The sequence below is a fragment of the Rothia amarae genome, from assembly GCF_014705945.2.
GTDB lineage: Bacteria > Actinomycetota > Actinomycetes > Actinomycetales > Micrococcaceae > Rothia > Rothia amarae.
In genome coordinates this window covers 678,954-695,864 of record NZ_CP061538.1, presented here as the reverse complement: position 1 = coordinate 695,864, position 16,911 = coordinate 678,954, and the positions used below count along the sequence as shown (strand labels likewise).

Below are 16,911 nucleotides of genomic sequence, written 5' to 3'. Positions count from 1 at the left end.
ACCTAGGAAGCTAAGAAAGTAGCCACGGCCTGCGGAATATGTCGGACAACCTGAGACGGCGGCACAGGTCCCTGCAGACCGCCCTGGTGGACGACGTCCGCTGCTAGATGATGGATTCGAACGGCACAGGCTGCAATCCGTGCATAATTTTCAAGTTCAGGCTTCTCTTCTCCCGATGCTGGCATGGTTGAATTTTCTTGTTCAAGAGACGCTTCATATTGAGCCAGCAGGGCACCGAGAATCCCGCATAGCGTATCTCCGCTGCCTGCAGTGGCTAGCCAGGGAGTTCCTGGAGCAACACTGATAACTTTTCCGCTGGGGGACGCAATCAGAGTAGTTGCCCCTTTCAACAGCACTGTTGCTCCGCTCAGCACAGCTGCTCGTCGCGCCCAGAAAACTGGATGCGCTTCTATGTCTGCGCGGGAGGGAGCTTTTTCTTCCCCCATCTTCTCTTCCCACCGCTGGGCATCGAGTACTTGTATCCACTGCAGAAAACCTTCCAATTCGCCGGCATGTGGAGTAAGAATTTTATGGCTACCCAGGATTGCTTCCATCGCCACCCAGCGGCCAGCTACTTCGACAGCGGCGGCGTCCAAAACTGCTGCCTCTTTCGCCTGGATAGCATGTAGGAGGTCCTGCTGTCGATATTCGGGATTAGCCCCTGATCCCGCCGCCCATGCTTGTACGTGAAGTTCCTCCGGCTTCTGCTGGCTACACACAGCTTCAGGTGTATTGAGCTGGATTTGATAGTTGAGGCGGTCTGTTCCTACGAAACGAACCATACCGGGTCCCGTATGGACGGCGGCTTGGGTGCTCATTAAAGCGGCTCCGGGATACTCTTCGCTTCCGCAAATCATCCCCAAAACTCCGCGCGTGTATTTATGGTCAAATGCTCCGGGTTGGGGCAAACAACCGACCAGTTCAGCATCGCAATAGCGAACCGCGTCAGCTGTTGTCTCCCTCAACAAATCAGAAATTCCTAAATCAGCAACCACCATTTCCCCGCAGAGAGTTTCGGCTGAAGTGAGGAAAGGGGTCTTAGCTGCAATGAAAGTCACGGTGCGTTGCGCCCGCAGAACCGGTTCAAATACTTCCCCTGAATCGGCGTCTATACCGGAGGGAAGATCACAGGCAACGACCGCCGGTAGCTCCCCACGTAGCTGAATTTCCCTCAAACTCTGCACTACCTGCTGGGAAGTGTTCCGTAATCCCCCTCGGGACCCAGTTCCCAGAATTGCATCGACCACTACGGCGTAGTCGTCCAACGACTCGGGCAGCCCTGCCAGGACTTCTCCCCCGGCTTCGAGGAAAGCATCTAAGGCATGTTCGACGGCGGAACCCTCGGTAAGGAGAGCATCTACAGCGGTTCCTCCTTGAGCTAGAGATGCGCCGGCAAACAGAGCATCAGCACCGTTATTACCCTTCCCCGCCAGCAACAGCACTTTGTTCTTCGCGCCCAGATAGTTTTCAAGGGAGCTACTCAACGCCAGGGCTGCGCGTTGCATCAGATAACCGTCGTAGTCCGGTGCGCTGACCACCGGCTCTTCAATAGCACGAATAGTACTTCCTGAATAGGCAGAAATCATCGGCTTTCTCCTTCCACGGCGGGTTCCACTGATATGAGCTGGTGAGCCCCCTCAGCGTCAATCTGCAGTAAAATTTCCTGTTCTTCTAGCGTGAGGTGTTCGGCAACCACAGAGGCAATTGCAACAGGGTCATCGTGGGTAATAGTCAGATGCCAGCGATTAATACCTAAGGATGCTGCGCGATCCGCAACCGTGCCCGTAGTAACTACGAAGGGCGCGCCGTCGTCAGTATTTTCAATCCAGCAATGCTGCCATACCATGCCACTCGGTGCACGCAATGCCTTAGCGATTGCCTCCTTAGCCGCAAAACGAGCCGCCAATGATCGGAGCGTTTTTCCCCTTTCTGCCGGCACAAATACGCGCTCTATCAGCGCAGGATTTCTCTCAATAATGGAGGCAAACCGGTCAAGGTTTACCACGTCGATGCCCGTACCTATAATCACTGCGGCGGTCCTTTCTTCTGTATCCAGTTTAGACACCTGCGCTATCAGGGCACGAAAAAGGGACGCCCCCCCTGGCAGGTAGCGTCCCTTTTTACTTCACCTTAGCTCAAGCTAGTGAGTAGTCTGTTTACTCAACAGTCACTGACTTTGCAAGGTTACGAGGCTGATCAACATCCAGACCCTTAGCACCGGAGAGTGCGCAAGCGAAAATCTGCAAAGGCACGGTAGCCAGCAGAGGCTGCAGCAAAGTGGGGCACTGGGGGTAACGGATAATGTGGTTGGAGTAAGGCTCCACTGTGGAGTCGCCTTCTTCTGCAATCACAATGGTTACTGCACCACGGGCGCGGACTTCCTGAATGTTCGATACGACCTTGGAGTGCAAGGAATCGCGACCGCGAGGTGAAGGAACAACCACGAAGATGGGCTGACCCTCTTCGACCAGAGCGATCGGACCGTGTTTGAGCTCGCCAGCGGCGAATCCTTCAGCATGAATGTAAGCGATTTCCTTGAGCTTCAAAGCGCCTTCTAGCGCTACGGGGAAGCCAACGTGGCGGCCGAGGAAGAGCACCGAATCGGAGTCCTTCATCTCAATGCCCAGATCCTTGATCTGCTGTTCGTTGTCCAGGATTGCCTGAATTTTCTCAGGCATAGCCTGCAGTTCTTTCAGAACGCTCTGGATTTCGTCCTTGTACATGTTGCCGCGCAACTGTGCGAGGTATAGACCCAGCAAGTAAGCTGCGGCGATCTGGGACAGAAATGCCTTGGTGGAGGCAACAGCAATCTCAGGACCTGCGTGGGTGTACAGAGCAGCGTCTGATTCACGAGGCAGGGTGGAGCCGGTGGTATTGCAGATGGAAACAACCTTGGCGCCCTGTTCCTGTGCATGGCGCACAGCCATCAGAGTGTCCATGGTCTCACCGGACTGAGAAAGGGAAACAACCAGGGTCTTCTCGTTCACAATGGGATCCCGGTAGCGGAACTCATGTGCGAGCTCAACTTCGGTGGGGATACGGCACCAGTGCTCGATAGCGTAGCGTGCAACCTGACCTGCATAGGCAGCGGTACCGCAAGCTACCACGATGATCTTATCGATGGAGCGCAGAATCGAGTCATCGATCTTGAGCTCGTCAAGAGTCAGGTTACCCTTTTCATCGAAACGCCCCATCAGGGTATCGCGCACAGCCGCGGGCTGTTCGTGAATTTCTTTCTCCATGAAGGAGTCAAAGCCGCCCTTTTCAGCAGCTGCTGCGTCCCACTCGATAGCGTAGGGCTTGCCTTCTGCAGCGTTACCTTCGAAGTCGATAATGCTGTAGGAGGTAGCGGTAATGGTAACGATCTGATCCTGGCCCATTTCAACTGCGCTCTTGGTGTAGTCGATGAAACCGGAAACATCAGAACCAAGGAAGTTTTCGTTTTCGCCCAGACCGATAACCAAAGGTGAGTTGCGGCGGGTTGCCACTACTTCATCTTTGTGATCTGCGTGAATAGCCAAGATGGTGAAGGCACCTTCAAGACGATTCGAAGCGAGGCGAAGAGCCTCGGTCAGGTTTTTGTCCTCAAGCTTGTTGTAAATGCTTGCAATGAGGTTTGCTGCGATTTCAGTGTCAGTTTCTGACTTGAATTCCACACCTTCAGCGAGAAGTTCGGTGCGGAGCTCTGCGAAGTTTTCGATAATGCCGTTGTGCACAACAGCCATTTTGCCGCCGTCGACCACATGGGGGTGAGCGTTTGCATCGGTAGGTCCGCCGTGGGTTGCCCAGCGGGTGTGTCCAATTCCGATGTTTGATTCTGAGAGAGGGTGAGCTTCTACTTCATTGGCAAGGTTGACCAGCTTACCCGCTTTTTTGCGGTACTCAATACCTTCGTCACCAATGACTGCTACACCAGCGGAGTCATAACCACGGTATTCCTGGCGGCGGAGACCTTCCAGGAGCACATCGTATGCACCATGACCGAATTCTTTACCGTCTAGGGTATGACCCAGACCTACATATCCAACAATTCCACACATGTGGGTAATAATACCTGAGAGCAGGTGTATGTACTGGTAAACACTCGTGTTGTCCACTCTTCGGTTATCTATTGCGTTTATCTCATCCTTCAAGTCTTTTAAGCTCTAAAGATTAGGTTGCGGGCATTCGTATAACTAAGATATTGACAATGAGCGCCGCTTCATTGTTGCCAAAGTTCTCCCCGTACACCGAGCTTGATCGAACTACATGGGCTCGACTCGCTTCAGAAATTCAGGTTCCTCTCACCCAAGAGGAGATTGAAGACCTTCGTGGTTTAGGGGAAACAATGAATGTTGAGGAAGTTCGGCAAGTTTATTTGCCCCTTTCTCGGCTGCTGAATCTCTATGTGAATGCCACCAGCTCTCTCAACCATATGACTAATGATTTCCTTGGGGTCTCCCAGCGCCGTGTTCCATTTATTATTGGAGTCGCTGGTTCGGTGGCTGCCGGGAAGTCAACCACAGCTCGTATTCTGCAAGCACTTTTGCGCCGCTGGCCATCCACCCCTCGTGTACAACTCGTTACTACCGACGGTTTTCTTTATCCCAATGCTGAGCTAGAGCGACGGGGAATCATGGATCGTAAGGGGTTTCCTGAGTCATATAATCGACGCGCGCTCTTACGGTTTGTTTCGGAGATTAAATCTGGAGCACCTGTGGTTACTGCACCGAAGTATTCGCATCTCTACTACGATATTTTGCCCGATGAGTGTATCGAGGTTACTGCCCCGGACGTCCTGATTGTTGAAGGGCTAAACGTTTTGGCACCGGCGAAGACGGGTGCAAACGATAAGGCGGCGCTTTCCCTCAGCGATTTTTTTGATTTCTCTATCTATGTGGACGCGCGGACTTCCGATATCGAACGCTGGTACATCGAACGTTTTCTTTCATTGCGGGACTCGGCATTCCAAAATCCCCACTCACACTTCAATAAGTATGCGGATTTGGACGACGATACTGCGAAAGATTTGGCTCATTCCATTTGGAAATCGATTAATGAGCCAAATCTGATTGAAAATGTGCGCCCCACTCGAGGTCGAGCTACCCTTATTCTCTCCAAAAGCGCAGATCATACTATTTCACGCGTCCTGCTCCGTAAGAACTAAGAGGTTAGCGATGAATCTTCCCCGTCGCCATGTGCTGTAGCTGGGCTCCCCCGCGTCAATCTCTGTGTTGGTCAATAAAGCCCACCCTCTAAAGCCTCAAAATTGGATGCCTGAGGACTTAACATTTGTAGGCACAGTACGGTATGTTTTGCCGATTCACCTGAAGCGCAGTGGTTAGCGAAGAACGCACATCGCTTTGGTTTCATCCTCCGCTTCCCCTATGGGAAACATGAGATAACGAGGTATTGGATTGAGTCCTGGCATTACCGTCATATCGGGGAAAGTGAAGCACAGCGCTATCAGAACGCCGACGCCGCAAGCTTGGAAGAATGGTGGGGATTCGAACCTGCACCACAGTATCTCAGTTAGATGTACGAACAATTAATTCCCATCACCTCTAATTTTGGGTGAAGAACTCCCCCTTATGTTCGCCGTGAGAAGTCACACTTGCTTTCCTGGTAAATATTTTCGATAAATTATTCCCAATCTGTCTAGGCAAGATTATTCTTGAACTCATGCTTAGTGGATATAAAGATTTTATTACCCGTGGAAACGTCATTGACCTTGCAGTAGGTCTTATCATTGGCGGCGCTTTCACTACCGTTGTTAACGCACTTGTTGAGAGTGTACTTATGCCTGCAATTGCAATGATTTTCCAGGCTCCCAACTTCGATAGCTGGTTGGCTTTTGGCGACGTCAAGGTCGGCGTCTTCTTGACCGCAGTCGTCAACTTCCTTATCGTTGCAGCAGCTCTGTATTTCTGCATCGTCATGCCCATCAACAAGATGAACGAACACCGCGCTGCAAAGCTTGGCACTGAGGATCTTGCTGACGAAGCTGAAGATCCCCAGTTGGTTCTCCTCAAAGAAATTCGCGACGCTATCTCAGCGCCTAAGGGTGACCCCCGCGTCTAATTTCTTTTGAGTCAAAATAAAAATGCCCCGCATCGTATGATGCGGGGCATTTTTGTTTCTCTATCAGCCCGAGATACAAGAAAGCGCCCGCCTCCGGTCAGTGTTTCTCCTGACAGAAAGCGAGCGCCTTATTACTCTGCAAAGATGAAGGTACTTAGGCGAGTGCTCGCTTGAAAGTAGCCTGCAAATCTTCAAAGAGGGGGTGGGAACTCTCGATGCCGGTTAGTTCAGTAACCACTGCTGGCAGTTCCACTGAACCACCCTTGACAGCAGCGAGCTTACTCTGGAGTTCCACAGCTTCAGGATCTTCCTGAACATCGAACTTCAGCAAAGCCTCAACAGCGGCCAGGAGTCCGCTTACCGGGCGCCCCATCTCGGCAAGTTCTGCTGCAGGACCGATGAATCGTTCGTTGCGGCTAGCCTTGCGCAACGGCGGCAAAGATACCGGCTGAGAAGTTATTAACGAGCATCTCGAAACCGGAGCGGATTTTGCCGTCCCACAGACCGTCAAGCTTCTTCATGCACCATGCAGCCAGAGGGCCCATAATCATAGCGCCGAGGAACATGGGCGACTTTGCACCATCTTCGCCGACAAATACCTCTGCAGAGGCACCCATGATGACGCCCATAGTTGCAGCTGCACCAACCACACCGCCGCGGTGTTCGTAAATGAGCTTGCCGCCGGTGTAGGCAATCAGGATGGGGAGCAAAAAGAAGACCATGGGGTCGACCATGGACGAAATTTTCTCGTTGGGGAAAAAGCCCTTAGGGATAAAGAGTGCGGTAATTAGGCCCCAGGCAATAAATGCACCGATGTTGGGCATAATCATGCTGGAGAGGAACGTACCCAGCTTTTGTACGCGAACGCGAATAGAGGTGCGCTCCACGTTGGTTTCAGTCATTGAAACCCCTAACTTACTTTATGTGTGAACCTTTCTGCTAACAGATATCTCTGAAAAACTAAGCTCACATATCATTTCTAGGCTGAAAAGACAATTCAGATGTCTAGATTCTACACTCTTAAGTCACATATCTGTACAGGTTTATCCCAGATATGAGAAGAGGGAAGACGCCGTTCGGCGTCTTCCCTCTATTGATGGAAATTCTTACAGTGAAAGCTCTGCAGTCACTACATCAGCTAGACGTTGAGCCACGCTATCCGCTGTTTCCTGGTCAGCGGCTTCAACCATGACGCGCACCAAAGGTTCGGTGCCTGAGGGACGTAGCAGAACTCTACCGCTCTCACCCAGCTCCTTCTCTGCTTCAGTTACAGCATCTTGCAGAGCAACCGAATCTTTCACGCCGTCGCGGTCAACGCCTTTGACGTTGATGAGTTTCTGCGGCGTAGGTTGCATCCGTGCTGCCAACTCACTCAAAGGGAGGCCCGTATGAGCGACCTCAGCGGCAAGATGAAGACCGGTCAAAACGCCGTCGCCAGTTGTCGCATAATCACTCATAATCACGTGACCAGACTGCTCGCCACCGAGGTTAAACCCGTTAGCGTTCATCGATTCAAGAACGTAGCGGTCACCCACAGAAGTGCGTTCCAGCTTAATGCCTTGCTCTTTCAGGTACAGCTCAAGACCCAAAGAGCTCATCACTGTAGCAACCAGGGTATTGTCTTTGAGGCGACCTGCATCCTTCATCGCAACAGCGAGAATGGACATAATTTTGTCGCCGTCCACCATGTTGCCCTGCTCATCCACTGCCAAGCAGCGATCGGCATCGCCGTCATGGGCAATACCCATATCAGCACCGTGTTTTACCACGGCAGCCTGGAGCTTTTCGGGGTGAGTAGAGCCCACGCCGTCGTTGATATTCGTGCCATCTGGCTCGGCCGCCAAAACAATAACCTGCGCCCCCAGCGTGCGAAACGCGTCGGGAGAAACACCGGATGCTGCACCGTTAGCACAGTCAAGAACAACAGTCAGACCGTTAAGACGACGATGCTCTGGCATGGTGGAAAGCAAGTGAGTGATGTAGCGATCCTCGCCGTCAGCAAGCGGGCGAATTCGCCCTACTTCGCCGCCGATTGGAGCACGAAAATCTTTCTCCTTGAATAACTTTTCAATAGAATCTTCAAGCGAATCATCCAGCTTCTTACCGCCGCGAGCAAGGAATTTAATTCCGTTGTCTTCTGCAGGATTGTGTGAAGCCGAGATCATGACACCGAAGTCCGCATCGGTTGCGCTGACCAAATATGCTGCTGCCGGTGTGGGGACCATGCCAGCGTCCCACACGTCTACACCGGAAGCGGCAAAGCCCGCCATCATTGCTGACCCAATGAACTCACCGCTAATGCGAGAGTCATGGGCAATAACAGCTTTGGGTCGCGCACCCTTTTTTACCGTATTGAACCCCAAAACGATGGAGGCGGCTTGAGCAAGCTCGAGTGCCATACTCGGAGTGATTAGCTCGTTTGCAAGTCCGCGTACACCGTCAGTTCCAAATAATCTCTTAGACATCACTGGTTATTCTACGCCCTGAAGGCTACTTTGTATCTTCTTTCAGTACTGGGAAGCCCTCAGGATTTTCAGGTTCGTCGTCTTCGAACACATCAGAACCAGAACCAACAATGAGCGGGTCCACCGTTCCTACTACTTTGTGATCTTTGTTGGGGTAGTCAAACTGCGTCAAAACGTAACGCATAGCTTCCAAGCGTGCGCGCTTCTTATCGTTAGATTTGACTACCGTCCAAGGAGCATCACCGGTATCAGTGTAGAAGAACATAGCTTCTTTAGCTTCGGTGTAGTCATCCCACTTATCTAAGGATGCAAGGTCTGTGGGGGACAGCTTCCACTGGCGCACGGGATCGGTCCGGCGGGAGTCAAAGCGAGCCAGTTGCTCTGCGCGGGTTACAGAGAACCAGAACTTAATGAGCTTAATGCCCGAGTTTACTAGCATGCGTTCCAACTCGGGAGCTTCGCGCATAAATTCGTAGTATTCCTGCGAGTTGCAATAACCCATGACGCGCTCGACGCCGGCGCGATTGTACCAGGAGCGGTCCATCAGCACGATTTCGCCGCCAGCAGGCAGATGCTTAATGTAGCGTTGGAAATACCACTGGGTCTGTTCAATTTCGGTCGGTTTTTCCAGCGCAACCACGCGTGACCCGCGGGGATTCAGATGCTCAGTGAAGCGCTTAATAGCTCCACCCTTACCAGCTGCATCGCGACCTTCAAAAATAATAAGTAGCTTCTGCCCGGTATCTTTGAACCAGAGCTGAAGCTTCAGCAGTTCAATCTGGAGGGCGCGCTTCTCCCGCTCGTATTCTTTTCGGCCTAGCTTCTCGTCGTAGGGGTACCCCTTTTTCCAAGCATCCGATTTTTTGCTATCGCCTTTTAGTTTCTTCTGTAGCGACGAAATTTCGTCCAGTTCAGCAGAGTAGTCCTCCACGACAGATACGCGTCGAGTCTCTTTCTTCAATGCCGATTTAATAGCATTGTTGTGCTCGCCACCGGGAGTAGTCTCACCGGTTTTTGCCTGATCCTGGGTCGAAACTTCTTTGTCCGCCGAGGTTTTACGAGGGGCTACCATAGCTTACCTTTCATAGAGTGACATGTGGTTCCAGTCATATTCTATGTGAGAGAGCCCCTACAAGTATTTGTTACATCTATTTAGACTTTATGAAAATCTCATTCAGCCTGTATCTTGGGTATATCTGAACATAAAGCAAAAGGCAGAGCCGAAATCGGCTCTGCCTTTTGAGTAAGAACTTGACGTTCGAAGCGTTGATTAACGCTTGGAGAACTGTGAAGCCTTACGTGCCTTCTTGAGGCCTGCCTTCTTACGTTCGATAACGCGTGCGTCACGAGTCAAGAAGCCAGCCTTCTTAAGGGCAGGACGGTTGTTCTCTACGTCAATCTCATTGAGTGCGCGTGAGATACCCAGGCGCAGAGCGCCTGCCTGACCTGATACGCCGCCGCCATTGATACGTGCGATGACATCGTAAGCGCCTTCAAGCTCAAGAAGCTTGAAAGGATCGTTTACTTCCTGCTGGTGAAGCTTATTGGGGAAGTAGGTAGCAAGTTCCTGACCGTTAATAATCCACTTTCCGGTGCCGGGCACAACGCGAACGCGTGCAACAGCTTCCTTGCGACGCCCCACTGCTGAACCGGAAACGGTAAGCGCGGGGCGAGCTGCTTTTGCTTCTTCTGCTACGGGAGCGGAAGATTCAGAGGTGTAGCTAGTGACCTCTTCTTCGTTTACAATCTGCTCTTCGTTCTGAGCCACGATTTCTCCTAATGTTCTTTCGTTGGCCCGAATTACTGGGCGACCTGGGTGAATTCGAAGGTCTTGGGCTGCTGAGCAGCGTGCGGGTGCTCTGCACCTGCGTAAACCTTGAGGTTCTTCAGCTGCTGAGCCGCAAGCTTGTTCTTAGGAAGCATACCCTTAACAGCCTTTTCTACGGCGCGAACGGGGTTGGTTTCCAAGAGTTCAGCATAAGATACCGACTTCAGACCACCTGGGTAGCCTGAGTGACGGTATGCACGCTTCTGTTCAAGCTTTGCACCGGTTAGTGCAACCTTTTCAGCGTTGATGATGATGACAGAATCGCCGGTATCAACATGAGCAGCAAAGGTCGGCTTGTGCTTTCCGCGCAGCAGTGTTGCGGTCTGGCTGGCAAGACGACCCAGGACAACGTCAGTAGCGTCAATGACGTGCCACTGGCGCTCTACTTCACCGGGCTTGGGAGTGTAAGTGCGCAAAATTTCGCCTTTGTCTCGTATGTACATATGGCGCTTAGTTGGGTATCGCGCCTCTTTCAACGTGCGATTAGCAGGGTTTGGGTGAGGACCAAACGCATCTACTCGTTCACAAACTCCCTGGGCGCATCTTTCTTTTCTGCTCTGCAACCAAGCTGTAGAAAGGCGCACGTGAATCAGGGCGGAACACGCACAACGTATGAAACTATACATCAGGTATTTTGCTTAATCCACATGAACTAGCTGTAAATCACTGGTTTAATCTTTGAAATACCATGTTTGTAATTCAACTCTCTTAAGAGCCAGCCATTATGTTTTCCACAGTTCTAACGTGGATTTAAAGGGAGCTCTCTCATCGCCCGTGCCTGATCTGCTTGTACTTGATAGAGGTCCGCCGCCGGATACTCGATATGTGCTAAAGCAAGACCACGAGGGCTAGCAAGTCGCACATCAGAATCGCGCCGTGGATTTTCAATACGACTTCCCAACCACGCGAGGTCTTTTTTGCCTTGCCCTACGAGCACCAGCGATGCAACCAAAGTCCGCACCATATTGTGGCAGAAAGCATCCGCACGGATAGATGCCTCCACTAGACCATCATCTCTACGAGTGAAAAAAATCTCTCGCAATTCGCGAATGGTAGTCGAACCCTCTCTCGGCTTACAGAACGAAAGAAAATTATGTAACCCCAGTAAATTCTGAGCCGCTGAGTTCATTAAGTCCAGATTGAGCTCATCATCAATCTGCCATGCCATATGCCGGACGAGCGGGTCAGATCCCTTGGACATGAAACCGTCTTCAATTAAGTAGCGATATTTTCTTTCTAATGCGGAAAACCTCGCATCAAAAGTATGAGGTACTTCCTGGGCAGAGAACACGGTAATAGCTTTTTGGAGAATACCGTGCAATCGAGTTGGTACTCCCAGCTCCTGTTCGGCGTCGTTGAGGCATTTACTCATTGCTCCCCGGAGTTTACGTGGCAGAGCTTGCGCTGGCGAGAGCCCGCTCCTTCCGGCAGCACTCTCCCACTTATCTTCGGGGATATCGCAATGAATGACTTGATGTAGAGCATGCACTCCCGCGTCAGTACGACCAGCTACAGTGACGTAGATGGGCTGGCGAAAAATCATGGCGAAGGCCTCTTCAACCACTCCTTGTACCGTCACCAGCTGAGGTTGCTTTGCCCACCCTGCAAAGGGGAAACCATCGTAAGCTAAGTCCACCCGAACGCGTTGGGTACTTACCTCACCAAGTTCTTTGTCTGCCACGGTCTCTCCCCTTCGTATCACCCGATACCTCACATTCTTTAAAACAAAACTGCCGCCCACAGTTTACCTGTGAGCGGCAATTTAGAGTTAAAAGCTCAAAATCCGATTATTCGGAAATTTTCTGAGCAGCTTCGCCACCAGCAGGTGCGTAACCTGCAGCCTTAGCTGATTCAGCATTATCGAACCAGATTTCAGCCCTGGTGGATGAGTACCAGCGTGAACCAGGCACGTGGTACTTCATGGAGTCAGAGTTACCCTTGACTTCAAAGCCCTCGGGAGCCTCGCCGGACTCAAGAGGTGCATGTGAGCCAGCAGGCAGGTCTGAAGACTCGGTTGCAGTAGCTGCTCCAGGAGCTTCAGTCTTTGCTTCTTCAGCGGGGACTGACTTAGTAGCTACCTGAGTTGCTTCTTCAACAACTGCAGCAGATGCAACAGGCTCCATCACAAGTTCAATAACAGCCATAGGAGCGTTATCGCCCTTGCGGTTACCAATCTTGGTGATACGAGTGTAGCCACCGGGGCGTTCTGCCATTGCAGGCGCAATAACGGTGAAGAGCTCGTGAACTACAGATTTGTCGGTCAAGGAGCGCAGAACGCGACGGCGTGCAGCAAGATCGCCCTTCTTAGCGAAGGTAATCAAGCGTTCAGCCACAGGGCGCATCCGCTTAGCCTTGGTAACGGTAGTGGTGATGCGCTTGTGCTCAAACAACTGCTGGGACAGGTTGTTGAGCATCAGACGCTCGTGTGTTGGGCTACCGCCGAGGCGGGGACCCTTAGTGGGAGTAGGCATAATTATTTCTCCATGGAATTACAGTTCCGTGGTCTCCATCATGGAGTCTTTTGGAACCAAGCTTTTGACGTTTAGGTTCGCCTTTTTAGGCTGGACCGAAGCAGGATTTAGATATCTCCGTAGCCGTCTTCGTCATCGTGCATACGAGCAAGTTCAAAACCGGGAGGTGAATCCTTGAGTGCTAGACCAAGCTCGGTAAGCTTCGCCTTGACCTCATCGATAGACTTTGCACCGAAGTTACGAATATCCATAAGATCCGCTTCACTGCGTGCAACGAGCTCACCCACGGTGTGGATGCCCTCACGCTTAAGGCAGTTGTAGGAACGTACTGACATTTCGAGATCTTCAATCGGAAGAGCAAGATCAGCAGCCATTGATTCGTCAGCAGGTGACGGACCAACCTCAATACCTTCAGCTGCGGTATTGAGTTCGCGTGCCAAGCCGAACAGCTCAACCAGGGTGCTACCTGCCGATGCGACTGCATCGCGAGGAGCAATAGCTTCCTTGGTTTCGACGTCCAAAGTAAGGGAGTCGAAGTCAGTGCGCTGCTCCACACGAGTTGCATTCACACGGAATGTAACCTTCAGAACGGGTGAGTAAATGGAGTCAACCGGGATACGGCCAACTTCGCTATCTCCGCTCTTGTTCTGAGCTGCTGAAACGTAGCCGCGACCACGCTCAATAGTCAGCTCAGCGTCGAAGTTTGCTCGTGAGTTCAGGTGCGCAATGTGCAAATCCTGGTTGTGGATCTCCACACCTGCGGGAACCTCGATGTCTGCTGCGGTGAGTTCACCTTCACCCTGCTTGCGCAGGTATGCAACAACAGGTTCATCGTTCTCAGATGAAATTGAAAGCTGCTTGAGATTCAAGATGATTTCAGTGACATCTTCGGTAACGCCCTCAACGGTGCTAAATTCATGCAGCACGCCATCGATGCGAATGCTGGTTACAGCGGCACCGGGGATTGATGAGAGCAGGGTTCGACGAAGCGAGTTACCCAGGGTGTAGCCGAAGCCCGGTTCGAGGGGCTCGATGGTGAAGCGAGAGCGGTTTTCCGCTACTACTTCTTCACTCAAAGTGGGGCGCTGTGCAATAAGCACGATGTTTCCTTTCGGTGAGCATCCGCTATATGAGCTCACAGGGTTGGGAAAACAAGGGATAAGGAAGCAGACGAAGCAGTCTGTCCAATGATCACCTAGCCTTGGGCCGGGTAACCGCCCGGACGGATCCGGGAGACGGCATCAATTAGACGCGGCGACGCTTCGGAGGACGGCAACCGTTGTGTGCAACGGGGGTAACGTCCTGAATCGAACCAACTTCCAGGCCGGTAGCCTGAAGTGAGCGGATTGCGGTTTCGCGACCTGAGCCCGGGCCCTTAACGAATACGTCTACCTTACGAACACCATGTTCCTGAGCGCGCTTTGCAGCGGTTTCAGCAGCCATCTGTGCAGCATAAGGAGTTGACTTGCGTGAGCCCTTGAAGCCCATTTCGCCAGCTGAGGACCATGAAATAACAGCACCGGTAGGATCGGTAATCGATACGATGGTGTTGTTAAAAGTTGACTTAATGTGTGCCTGACCGGCAACAATATTCTTGCTTACCTTGCGGCGGCCAGCAGTTTTACGTGCCGCTGCGCGAGTCTTGGGAGGCATGTATTGATTCTCCTACAAAGGTTGGTTATACGTTGGTTCAACGAAGAAATTGTTGAACTGAAACAACGCGTTATTACTTCTTCTTACCAGCGACAGTACGCTTGGGACCCTTACGGGTACGTGCGTTGGTCTTGGTGCGCTGACCGTGAACCGGAAGACCGCGACGGTGACGCAGACCCTGGTAGCTACCAATTTCGACCTTACGACGAATGTCAGCAGCAACCTCACGGCGAAGGTCACCTTCAACCTTGTAGTTACCTTCGATGAAGTCACGAAGTGCAACGAGCTGCGAATCATCAAGATCCTTTACCCGTACATCGGGGCTAACGCCAGTTGCCTCGAGTGCTTCGTGAGCACGGGTCTTACCCACGCCGTAAATGTAAGTAAGAGCTACTTCCACGCGCTTTTCGCGGGGAAGATCGACTCCAGCGAGACGTGCCATATTGGCTGTTCTCCTTATTTGTTTCAGAGGTCTATGGCATCACTGCCCGAGAGTATTCTCGGTCCCCGGCCTCTGGATCCGGAGGTATCCCATCAAAAGAGAGGAGCGGTGCCTATATCATTATTTGTCCCTAAGGACTCAAGCAGTCAACAGCTAAATTAGCCCTGGCGCTGCTTGTGACGCGGGTTTTCGCAGATCACCATGACATTGCCTTTACGGCGAATCACTTTGCACTTATCGCAGATCGGCTTAACGCTCGGCTTGACCTTCATCGCATTCCTTTGCGTTGATTGCAATTCTTTGCATTGATTGATTTACGGGATAAGAGGTTTCCGTTGGAACACGTTACCCCTTAACATGAAATGCACGCCGGCGAACCGACGCAAACTTCATGGGCTTATTTGTAGCGGTAGACGATACGACCACGTGAGAGGTCGTAAGGAGACAGTTCCACTACAACCCGATCCTCGGGGAGAATTCGAATGTAGTGCTGACGCATTTTTCCTGAGATGTGCGCAAGAACCTTGTGTCCGTTATCTAGCTCAACGCGGAACATTGCGTTGGGTAGAGCTTCTACTACAGAACCTTCAATCTCAATGACGCCGTCTTTTTTGGCCATATCCTCCGCTAACGTCGGTGTTCGTAACGTCCGCCACGAACAACAGTTTGATAGTTGAATTGTCTTTCAGCGCGCACAAAGTACACGGTAGTGACAACCAACTATCAAGTGTACGGGAACTATTCTTAAAAGTTAACTGGTTTCTCGTCACATTCACGGCTGGTAGCAGTTTTCGTTTTATTCCTGAGCGGCTAACTGACCACAAGCGCCGTCGATATCGGAACCTCTCGTATCCCGGATGGTCGTCGGTATCCCGTGAGCACGCAGTCGTTCTACGAAGTTTTGTTCTACACCCTTACGGGATGCTGTCCATTTTGACCCTGGAGTGGGGTTGAGTGGGATGGGGTTAACATGAACCCAACCGCGCCCACGGGATGCAAGTTTTTTGCCGAGGAGGTCAGCACGCCATCCTTGATCGTTGATGTCTTTGATGAGGGCGTACTCGATAGAGATGCGGCGGCCCGTGGTGCGGTAGTAGCTGTAGGCGGCATCCAGCGCTTCATCTACTTTCCAGTGAGTGTTGATGGGGATAAGCTCGTCGCGTAGTTCATCATCAGGTGCATGAAGAGAGAGCGCCAGAGTGATGGGAAGCTTTTCCATTTCAAATTTACGCATACCGGGTACCAGTCCAACGGTGGACATTGTGAGTCCACGCGCAGAAATACCTAGTCCTTCAGGAGCAGGGTCAATCAGACGGTGGACTGCTCCCATGGTGCGTTTATAATTCGCTAGAGCTTCGCCCATGCCCATAAAGACGATGTTGGAGACTCGCAAAGGACGCGTATCCTCGTGCCCATCCTCAGCCTGTTCGATGCCCTTCATCTGCTGCAGATAGCGCGCACCTGCCACAACCTGTTCTACAATTTCTGCGGTAGAAAGGTTTCGGGTGAGGCCCTGCTGCCCAGTGGCGCAGAAAGGGCAGTTCATTCCACAACCTGCTTGCGAGGAGATACACATGGTCACGCGATTTTCGTAGCGCATAATCACGGACTCCACCAAGGCACCGTCGAACAGACGGTGAACAATCTTGAGGGTATCGCCGTCGTCTGCCTCTAACGTACGAACGTTGGTTAGCAGCTTGGGCATAGCTTTAGCTACCATCTCCTCGCGATCGGCGGCAGGAAGGTCAGTCATTTGAGCGGGATCATCAATGAGCCTTTCAAAATAATGCTTTGAAAGCTGAGACGCGCGGAATGGCTTATAGCCTAGCTCTTCCAGGAACTTCTTGCGTCCTGCCATATCGAAGTCCGCAATATGAGCCGGGGGTTGTTCTCGTCGAGGAGCTTTAAGGGCGATTTGACCTGGTTCAGGGCGTATGGTTGAAATTTCAACCGGTACTTTAGTGGTTTCAGTCATGTTCATGTTCCTTCCGC

Annotated in this window: 19 protein-coding genes and 1 pseudogene; 3 read left to right on the top strand and 17 right to left on the bottom strand. The window is 51.8% G+C overall.

Annotated features, from left to right (window positions below; translation table 11 throughout):
* Positions 1 to 2: 2 nt before the first annotated feature.
* From IDM48_RS03325 to glmS, 3 genes are all read right to left on the bottom strand, one after another.
* Positions 3 to 1,586, bottom strand: a complete 1,584-nt coding sequence (locus IDM48_RS03325) for an NAD(P)H-hydrate epimerase (protein ID WP_190618024.1) — start codon at positions 1,584 to 1,586, stop codon at positions 3 to 5.
* A complete protein-coding gene (locus tag IDM48_RS03320; RefSeq protein WP_190618022.1) occupies positions 1,583 to 2,029 on the bottom strand; it encodes a holo-ACP synthase in 447 nt (148 codons plus the stop codon). Before IDM48_RS03320 ends, IDM48_RS03325 begins: the two co-directional genes overlap by 4 nt.
* Before the next feature lie 127 nt (positions 2,030 to 2,156).
* On the bottom strand, positions 2,157 to 4,040 hold the full coding sequence (glmS, locus tag IDM48_RS03315) for a glutamine--fructose-6-phosphate transaminase (isomerizing) (RefSeq protein ID WP_190618606.1): 1,884 nt from the start codon (positions 4,038 to 4,040) through the stop codon (positions 2,157 to 2,159).
* Between the two features lie 149 nt (positions 4,041 to 4,189).
* Here glmS and coaA point away from each other — a divergent pair, with 149 nt between their 5' ends.
* The 3 genes from coaA (at position 4,190) to mscL (ending at position 6,060) form a co-directional block, all read left to right on the top strand.
* A complete protein-coding gene (coaA, locus tag IDM48_RS03310) occupies positions 4,190 to 5,146 on the top strand; it encodes a type I pantothenate kinase (protein ID WP_190618020.1) in 957 nt (318 codons plus the stop codon).
* A gap of 123 nt (positions 5,147 to 5,269) precedes the next feature.
* Positions 5,270 to 5,515: a D-alanyl-D-alanine carboxypeptidase family protein gene (locus IDM48_RS11805; protein WP_190618604.1), complete on the top strand. Its 246-nt coding sequence runs from the start codon at positions 5,270 to 5,272 to the stop codon at positions 5,513 to 5,515.
* A 146-nt stretch (positions 5,516 to 5,661) separates the two neighbouring features.
* Complete coding sequence (gene mscL / locus IDM48_RS03300) at positions 5,662 to 6,060, top strand: large conductance mechanosensitive channel protein MscL (RefSeq protein WP_068169493.1); 399 nt, start codon at positions 5,662 to 5,664, stop codon at positions 6,058 to 6,060.
* 154 nt (positions 6,061 to 6,214) lie between these two features.
* On the opposite strand, the gene IDM48_RS03295 is transcribed toward mscL, so the two are convergent.
* The 14 genes and pseudogenes from IDM48_RS03295 to rlmN all read right to left on the bottom strand — a co-directional run bounded on the left by IDM48_RS03295 (position 6,215) and on the right by rlmN (position 16,900).
* Positions 6,215 to 6,490 carry a mannitol-1-phosphate 5-dehydrogenase gene (locus IDM48_RS03295; protein ID WP_190618019.1) on the bottom strand — a complete coding sequence of 92 codons (276 nt, stop codon included), beginning with the start codon at positions 6,488 to 6,490 and terminating at the stop codon, positions 6,215 to 6,217.
* Positions 6,489 to 6,962: pseudogene (locus tag IDM48_RS03290) on the bottom strand (PTS transporter subunit EIIC); the annotation flags it as partial. The pseudogene IDM48_RS03290 and the gene IDM48_RS03295, both read right to left, overlap by 2 nt.
* A gap of 204 nt (positions 6,963 to 7,166) precedes the next feature.
* Positions 7,167 to 8,525, bottom strand: coding sequence for a phosphoglucosamine mutase (glmM, locus tag IDM48_RS03285; RefSeq protein WP_190618017.1), 1,359 nt, complete (start codon positions 8,523 to 8,525; stop codon positions 7,167 to 7,169).
* A 25-nt stretch (positions 8,526 to 8,550) separates the two neighbouring features.
* A complete protein-coding gene (gene ppk2 / locus IDM48_RS03280) occupies positions 8,551 to 9,597 on the bottom strand; it encodes a polyphosphate kinase 2 (RefSeq protein ID WP_083147165.1) in 1,047 nt (348 codons plus the stop codon).
* 198 nt (positions 9,598 to 9,795) lie between these two features.
* On the bottom strand, positions 9,796 to 10,293 hold the full coding sequence (gene rpsI, locus IDM48_RS03275; RefSeq protein ID WP_068169503.1) for a 30S ribosomal protein S9: 498 nt from the start codon (positions 10,291 to 10,293) through the stop codon (positions 9,796 to 9,798).
* Positions 10,294 to 10,325: 32 nt separating this feature from the next.
* Positions 10,326 to 10,769, bottom strand: a complete 444-nt coding sequence (rplM, locus tag IDM48_RS03270; RefSeq protein ID WP_145175114.1) for a 50S ribosomal protein L13 — start codon at positions 10,767 to 10,769, stop codon at positions 10,326 to 10,328.
* A 323-nt stretch (positions 10,770 to 11,092) separates the two neighbouring features.
* A complete protein-coding gene (truA, locus tag IDM48_RS03265; RefSeq protein ID WP_190618015.1) occupies positions 11,093 to 12,034 on the bottom strand; it encodes a tRNA pseudouridine(38-40) synthase TruA in 942 nt (313 codons plus the stop codon).
* 106 nt (positions 12,035 to 12,140) lie between these two features.
* The gene (rplQ, locus tag IDM48_RS03260; RefSeq protein WP_190618013.1) at positions 12,141 to 12,824 is read right to left on the bottom strand and encodes a 50S ribosomal protein L17, sunset domain variant; all 684 of its coding nucleotides are present in this window, start codon (positions 12,822 to 12,824) and stop codon (positions 12,141 to 12,143) included.
* Positions 12,825 to 12,931: 107 nt separating this feature from the next.
* Complete coding sequence (locus IDM48_RS03255) at positions 12,932 to 13,924, bottom strand: DNA-directed RNA polymerase subunit alpha (protein ID WP_068169508.1); 993 nt, start codon at positions 13,922 to 13,924, stop codon at positions 12,932 to 12,934.
* Positions 13,925 to 14,069: 145 nt separating this feature from the next.
* Complete coding sequence (gene rpsK, locus IDM48_RS03250) at positions 14,070 to 14,477, bottom strand: 30S ribosomal protein S11 (protein WP_068169512.1); 408 nt, start codon at positions 14,475 to 14,477, stop codon at positions 14,070 to 14,072.
* Positions 14,478 to 14,550: 73 nt separating this feature from the next.
* Positions 14,551 to 14,919, bottom strand: coding sequence for a 30S ribosomal protein S13 (gene rpsM, locus IDM48_RS03245; RefSeq protein WP_068169514.1), 369 nt, complete (start codon positions 14,917 to 14,919; stop codon positions 14,551 to 14,553).
* Between the two features lie 158 nt (positions 14,920 to 15,077).
* The gene (rpmJ, locus tag IDM48_RS03240; protein ID WP_068169517.1) at positions 15,078 to 15,191 is read right to left on the bottom strand and encodes a 50S ribosomal protein L36; all 114 of its coding nucleotides are present in this window, start codon (positions 15,189 to 15,191) and stop codon (positions 15,078 to 15,080) included.
* A gap of 125 nt (positions 15,192 to 15,316) precedes the next feature.
* On the bottom strand, positions 15,317 to 15,538 hold the full coding sequence (infA, locus tag IDM48_RS03235) for a translation initiation factor IF-1 (RefSeq protein WP_005505018.1): 222 nt from the start codon (positions 15,536 to 15,538) through the stop codon (positions 15,317 to 15,319).
* Positions 15,539 to 15,715: 177 nt separating this feature from the next.
* Positions 15,716 to 16,900 (bottom strand): 23S rRNA (adenine(2503)-C(2))-methyltransferase RlmN, encoded by a 1,185-nt coding sequence (gene rlmN, locus IDM48_RS03230; RefSeq protein WP_190618012.1) that lies wholly within the window; start codon positions 16,898 to 16,900, stop codon positions 15,716 to 15,718.
* Positions 16,901 to 16,911 lie beyond the last annotated feature (11 nt).